The organism is Promicromonospora sp. NPDC060204 (assembly GCF_042728455.1).
In the GTDB taxonomy this organism is placed as follows: Bacteria; Actinomycetota; Actinomycetes; order Actinomycetales; family Cellulomonadaceae; genus Promicromonospora.
The window spans coordinates 1-6,797 of the sequence record NZ_JBHWZO010000307.1; the positions used below are offsets into that span (position 1 = coordinate 1).

3 protein-coding genes are annotated in these 6,797 nt (G+C 73.9%); all 3 read right to left on the minus strand.

The genetic code is table 11. The annotated features are described in order from the left end of the window. Nucleotides 1-75: 75 nt before the first annotated feature. The 3 genes from lnt to ACFWEJ_RS25640 all read right to left on the minus strand — a co-directional run bounded on the left by lnt (nucleotide 76) and on the right by ACFWEJ_RS25640 (nucleotide 6,705). Nucleotides 76-1,839, minus strand: a complete 1,764-nt coding sequence (gene lnt / locus ACFWEJ_RS25630; protein ID WP_377232000.1) for an apolipoprotein N-acyltransferase — start codon at nucleotides 1,837-1,839, stop codon at nucleotides 76-78. Between the two features lie 50 nt (nucleotides 1,840-1,889). Continuing rightward, on the minus strand, nucleotides 1,890-3,671 hold the full coding sequence (locus ACFWEJ_RS25635; protein WP_377232001.1) for an amidohydrolase: 1,782 nt from the start codon (nucleotides 3,669-3,671) through the stop codon (nucleotides 1,890-1,892). 106 nt (nucleotides 3,672-3,777) lie between these two features. Continuing rightward, entirely contained in the window at nucleotides 3,778-6,705 is a 2,928-nt protein-coding gene (locus ACFWEJ_RS25640; RefSeq protein ID WP_377232002.1) for a DEAD/DEAH box helicase, read from the minus strand. Nucleotides 6,706-6,797 lie beyond the last annotated feature (92 nt).

Genomic DNA, 6,797 nt, shown 5'->3' on the forward strand with positions numbered 1-6,797 from the left:
CAGTCACGGTTCGGGCCGGCGGTCTTTTTCGTACGTGTCTTTTCTCGTACGTGTAGGTCCAGCGGCGGTCGCGTCCTACCCCCGGGCCCGACGCCGCGCGCCGATCCCGCCCACGACGCCCGCCACCACCAGCGCGAGCGCGAGGCCGCCCACGATCCAGCCCGGCCAGTACCCCGCCGCCACAGCGGGCGTGATCGAGGACCGCAGCGGCAGGTCCACCACGAACTGGTCGGCCGTGAACAGCTCCGTGTCCCGCACCACGGTGCCGTCCGGCGTGATGACACCCGAGACACCCACCGTGGAGATCTGCACCGCGGCCCGCCCCGTCGTGATCGCCTGCAGCCGCGACATCGCGAGCTGCTGCGTCGACTCCGCCGTCCACCCGAACGACGCGTTGTTCGTGGGGATCACCAGCACCTGCGCACCCTCCAGGACCGCGTCCCGGATGATCTCGTCGTACGCCACCTCGAAGCAGATGATGGTGCCCAGCCGGTACGCGTCCTGACCGAGCCGGCTCGGCACGTCCACGTACGGCGGGTTGACCCCCGGGATCATGTCCGTGGTCACCCGGTCCACCTGGTCCGAGAACAGCCGCAGGATCGACCGGAGCGGGATGTACTCACCGAACGGCGCCGGGTGCTGCTTCGCATACCGGGCGATCACGCCCTGCCCCGCCTGCCACAGCAGCGACACGTTGTACCGGCCGCCGGCGTCCGGGAACTCCTGCGCCCCCACCAGGATCGGCGCACCCACCGCCGTCGAGGCGTTGTCCAGGCCGCGCGCCACGTCCGGCGTCGTCTGCGGGTCCAGGTCGCTGCCGTTCTCCGGCCACAGCACCACGTCCAGCTCACCGGCGAAGTCCTCCGCCAGCACGTACGTGCCCTCCAGGTGGTTGTTCAGCACCTCGGCCCGGTTGGCGAACGCCCCCAGGCCCGGCTCCCCCACGTTGCCCTGCACGGCGCCCGCCCACAACTGGCCGTCCTCCGCCAGGTCACTCCCGGCGTCGTACACTTGCTGACCCTCCGGCGTCTCGACGGCACCGGCGCTCGCGGACGAGGGCAGCGGCAGCACCAGCGGCACGACGGCGACCGCGACACCGAGGGCGAGGGCTCCGACGGAGCGGCCCACCGAGGAACGGACGGTCACAGAGCCGCCAGTCGTGGCGCCAGCCGTGACAGAGCTGGCACTGACAGAGCCCGCAGTGACAGCCCCGCTCTCCGCCTGCTCCGGCGGCGACACCCGCGCCGCAGGGGCGGTACGGGCCGCGCGGGAGATCCGGACGGCCCGGACCAGGCCCGCGACGGCCAGGGCGAGCAGCGCGCCCGCGAAGGCGACCAGGAGGCTGACGGCGACGGTGCCGCCGAGCCAGGCGGCGCGCCCGGTCGGGGTGCCGGCCATGGTCCAGGCGAGGCGGCCCCACGGGAACCCGCCGAACGGGATCTCGGCGCGCCACTGCTCGACGGCGACGAACAGCACGGCGAACGCGGCGGCCAGCCGCCAGCCGCGCCGCCGCAGGAACCGCGCGCGGCGCGCCCAGGTCCACAGCACGCCGAAGCCGCCGATGAACAGCGCCTCCAGCGCGGACAGCGCGATCCATGGCGCGGCCTCGGTGGACTCGTGGGCCCACCACAGGTGCGGCAGGAAGAACGAGATGCCGAACAGGAACCCGATCAGCAGGTTCCACCAGGCGTTGTCGCGGCCGAGGGCCCAGTACAGGACGGCGACGGCGACGAACGCGGCGGGCCACACCCCGGCGTCGGGGAACGCGGACCAGAGGACGAGGCCACCGGCCACCGCGAGGAACAAGGACAGCAGCCGGGACGGCTCACGCAAGCGCACGATCGCAGCCTACCGGCGCGAAGGCGCCCCTCAGAGCGTGTCGTGTCGGGTCAGAGCGTGTCGTGCAGGACCACGCCGTCGCGCAGGGTGTGCAGGCACTCGGGCTGCACGGCGTCGGGCGAGAGGTCGGGCAGGAGCGGTGTTCCCGCGCGGGCCTCCTCGCTCCAGGAGCTGAGCCGCCCGGGGGCGGCCTGCACGCCGAGGTGCTCGACCCGCCAGACGGCGAGGTGGGCGGGCGCACCCACGCGGAGCTGTCCGGCGCCGGTGTGGTCCAGGCCCGCCAGGCGCCAGCCGCCGCGGGTGTGGGCGCGGAACGCCGCTCCTGCGGAGATGCGCTGGTCGGGGTCCTCGTGGCTGGTCGCGGCGCGCACGCCCTGCCAGGGGTCGACCGGGGTGACGGGGGTGTCGGAGCCGAACGCGAGCGGTACGCCCGCCTGCGCGAGGTCGGCGAACGGCATGATCGACCCGGCGCGCGAGGCGCCGAGCCGGGAGGCGTAGACGCCCTTGGCGCCGCCGAACGAGGATTCGAACGCGGGCTGCACCGACAGGCCGATGCCGTGCACCAGGAGCGCGGCGAGCGTGACGGCGTCCACGAACAGGGCGTGCTCGATGCGGTGGTGCCCGGCGCGCAGGGCGCTCTCGCCGCTGGTCTGGGCGGCGATCTGCAGCCCGAGCACCATCTCGTCCATGGCGCGGTCGCCGATGACGTGGAACGCGGCCGGGCGTCCGACGCTCTGCACGGCGCTCAGGTGGTTCGCGATCTGGTCGGCGGTCAGGTACAGGTTCCCGGTCCACGGCGAGCCGTCGGGGTTGGTCAGGGCACCGGTGAAGGAGCCGGAGGACGGGTCGGCGGGCAGGTCCGAGTACGGGCTGCGCATGGCGGCGGTGCGTGAGCCGATCGACCCGTCGACGTTCAGGTCGCCGCCGATACCGGTCAGGAACGGCAGCTCTGCCAGGAGCGCGCGGGCGTCGTCGGGCGTGGCGCACAGCTCGCCGCGGTAGGCGGCCAGGTGCGGCAGGGCGAGCGCGTCGGGGTCGGCCAGGGCGTCGGCCGTGACCGAGCCGGCCGCCAGGGCGTACAGCTCGGCCAGGCCCGCGCGGGTGTCGAGGTGCTCGCCGCTCATCTCGTGCACGGACACGACGCCGCGGGCGGCCCAGGCCGCCAGGGTCTCGCGGTACAGGCGGGTGCGGCGCTCGGGTGACAGGGCGTGCGCGACGTCGCGCACGGTGTGGTGCAGGTCGGCGGTGATCAGGCCGGTGTCGGCGGGCGCGTCGGACCAGCCGGAGCCGGCCAGGCCCATACCGGTCCAGGCGGGGTCCCGCTCGATGCCCGCGCGGGCGGCGAGCGCAGAGGAGATCACCGCCGAGTGCACATCGACGCGCGCGGCGTACACGGGTCGGCCGGGGCACACGGCGTCCAGCTCCTGGCGCGTGAAGGCGCGCCGCTCGGGCCAGGTCTGCTCGTCCCAGCCGAAGGCCAGCAGCACCTGGTCGCCGGACGGGTCGGCCGCCGCGAGCCGGCGTGCGCCCTGGTGCAGGGCGGCCAGCGCGTCGGCCAGGGAGTGCACGCCGCCGGCGGACGTGAGGTCCACGGAGTCGGCCGACAGGCCGGTCTCCAGGACGTGGGCGTGCGCGTCGACGAACCCGGGGGTGACGAGCGCGCCGTCGAGGTCGATCACGCGGTCGGCGCGGGCCGCGAGCCCGGCGGCGGTGTCGTCGGCGCCGAGCCACGCCACCACGCCGTCGTCCACGAGGATCGCCTCGGCGAACGGGTCTGCCCCGGAGTGGACGACGCCGTTGCGGTAAAGGATGGATCGGACAGGCTGGCTCACGGTGGGAACTGTATGCGATGCGGCGGGCCCACGCCCTGGTCAGCAGGGCGTGGACCCGCACAGTCACCCGCTCGTATGTAGTCCTGAGCCGGCTTCGTGGGCTGCCTCACAGGCTGGAGTAGGCCACCACACCGCGCAGGACGGCGTCCTGCGCCTTGCGTGCCGTGGCGCGCAGCTTGTCCGACGGCGCCGCGCCGCCGAGCTGGTCCAGCACGTCGACGACCTGCTTGCACCACCGCACGAAGTCGCCGGCGGCCAGGTCGGAGCCGCGCAGCACGCTGTCCAGGCCCTTGCCCGACGCCCACCGGTACATCGCGCCGACCAGGCCCAGGTCGAGCGGCCCGGTCGCGTCGATGCCGTGCGCCTCCTCCAGGTCGTCCACCTCGGACCACACGCGCTGCGTGTCGTCCAGGACGCCCGCGAGCCGGCCGGTCGGCCCGCCCGGGATGTACGGGTCGGGGGCGTCGTCCCGCCGGCCCTGGTACACGACCGTGGACACGACGGCGGCCAGGCCCGCGGCGTCGAGCCCGTCCCAGACGCCGCGGCGCAGGCACTCGGCCAGCAGCAGGTCGTTCTCCGCGTACAGGCGGCGCAGCCACCGGCCGTCGTCGGTCACGCGGATCCGCTGCTCCGACGTGCGCTGCAGGTACCCGAGGGTGAGCAGCACGTCCAGGGTGCGGTCGAAGGTGCGGGCGATCGACCCGGTGCGGCCCTCGACGCGGCGCACGAGCTGGTCGTGCTCCCGCTTGAGCTTGTTCCAGCGCTCGGCCCAGCGGGCGTGGTCGTCCCGTTCGGGGCAGGCGTGGCACGGGTGGGCCTTGAGCGCCTTGCGCAGGCGGGCGAGCTCGGCGTCGGTGGCGGCGTCCGACCGGCGTCCGATCGCCGGCCTGCCGCCGCGCGCGGCCCGGCTGGCCGCGCTGCGCGACGGCGAGGTCGTGGAGTGCGCCGACGGCACGTCGTCCGCCAGGACGCCCAGCGCGTTGCGCATGGACGAGACCAGGTCGCGGCGCGCGTCGGGCTTGCGCGGGTTGAACGCCTTGGGGATCTTGACCGTGGTGACGGTCTCCAGGCCGTCGGGCGCGTCGGCCAGGGTCAGCTTCTTGACCTGCCGCTCCTGGGTCAGCACCGTGGGCCGAGGCCCGTCGAACCCGCCGGGCTCCCCCGGGTCGAGTACGAGCACGTACCCGCGCCGGCGCCCGGACGGCACCTCGACGACGTCGCCGCGCCGCAGGTTCTCCAGGGACGAGACGATCTCGGCGCGGCGCGCACCGGAGGCCGCGCGGGACAGCTCGCGCTCGCGGTCCTTGATGGCGCTCCGCAGGTCCATGTACTCGCCGAAGTCGCCGACGTCGCAGGACATGGCCTTGGCGTACCCGTCGAGGGCCTCGGCGTGCGCCTGGGCCTGCTTGGCCAGCCCGACGACGCCGCGGTCGGCCTGGAACTGCGCGAACGAGGTCTCCAGGACCTCGCGGGCGCGGTCGCGGCCGACCTGGGCGACGAGGTTGACGGCCATGTTGTACGTGGGCCGGAAGCTCGACTTGAGCGGGTACAGGCGCTTGGAGGCGAGGCCGGCCAGCGCCACGGGGTCCAGGGCCGGGTGGTCGACGACGACGGCGTGGCCCTCGACGTCGATGCCGCGGCGCCCGGCGCGGCCGGTGAGCTGGGTGAACTCGCCGGGTGTGACCGGGACGTGGCTGGAGCCGTCCCACTTGACGAGCTTGTCCAGCACGACGGACCGCGCGGGCATGTTGATGCCGAGCGCGAGGGTCTCGGTCGCGAACACGACCTTGACCAGGCCGCGTTCGAACAGGTCCTCGACGGTCTCCTTGAACACGGGCAGCATGCCGGCGTGGTGGGCGGCGATGCCGCGCGCCAGGGCCTGGGACCAGGCCCAGTACCCGAGCACGTCGAGGTCCTCGGGCGGGATGGCGGCGGTGCGCTCCTCCACGACCGAGCGGATCGTGGCCTCCTCCTGCGGGGTGGTCAGCCGCAGCCCGGCCTTGAGGCACTGGTCGACGGCGGCCTCGCAGCCCGCGCGGGAGAACACGAAGTAGATCGCGGGCAGCAGGGCGTCGGCGTTCAGGGCGTCGATGACGATGAACCGCGGCGGGGTGCGCCGCCCGGGCCCGACGGCGCCGCTCGGGCCGTCTGCGCGCCGTCCGTTGCCGCCGCGGTACCCGCGGTCGCCCCGGCCGCGCCCGCGGCCCCGCCCGCCCGGTCCACCGTGGTCGCCGGGGCGGTTGCCGCCGCGCCCGGACCGGAACGCGGCGCTCAGGTCGGGGTTGATGGGCGGGTTGGTGCCGGGGTCGGTCGGGTCGACGTGCCCGGCGTACAGGTCGAGCATGCGGGGCTTGCCGCGCGGCTCGGGCGAGGACATGAGCACGTGCTGCCACAGCGGCACGGGCCGCCGCTCGGAGACGACGACGGCGGTGTCGCCGCGCACCATCTCCAGCCAGTCGCCGAACTCCTCGGCGTTGGACACGGTGGCGCTCAGGGAGACGAGCTGCACGTCGTCGGAGAGGTGGATGATGACCTCTTCCCAGACGGGGCCGCGGAAGCGGTCGGCCAGGTAGTGCACCTCGTCCATGACGACGTACGCGAGCCCGTCCAGGGTCGAGGACCCGGCGTAGAGCATGTTGCGCAGCACCTCGGTGGTCATGACCACCACGGGTGCCTCGCCGTTGATCGTGGAGTCGCCGGTCAGCAGGCCCACGTTCTCGGGGCCGTGCCGGCGCACGAGGTCGGCGTACTTCTGGTTGGACAGGGCCTTGATCGGCGTCGTGTAGAAGGCCTTGCGGCCCGACGCGAGAGCCAGGTGCACGGCGAACTCGCCCACGACGGTCTTGCCCGCCCCGGTCGGGGCCGCGACAAGTACGCCGCGCCCCTGTTCGAGGGCCTCGCAGGCAGCGACCTGGAAGTCGTCGAGCTCGAAGCCGATGACCTCCCGGAAGAGGGTCAGCTCCGGGTGCTCGGCCGCCGAACGGCTCTGGGACCGGAAGGCCGAGTACCGCTCGGCGGGGCTCAGGTCGTTCATGGTGCACAGCCTACGGTCCCTGTCTGACACACCGGTATGACACCTGGCATGACACCGGAGCATGACACCGGGGCGTGACACCTGTGTGTCAC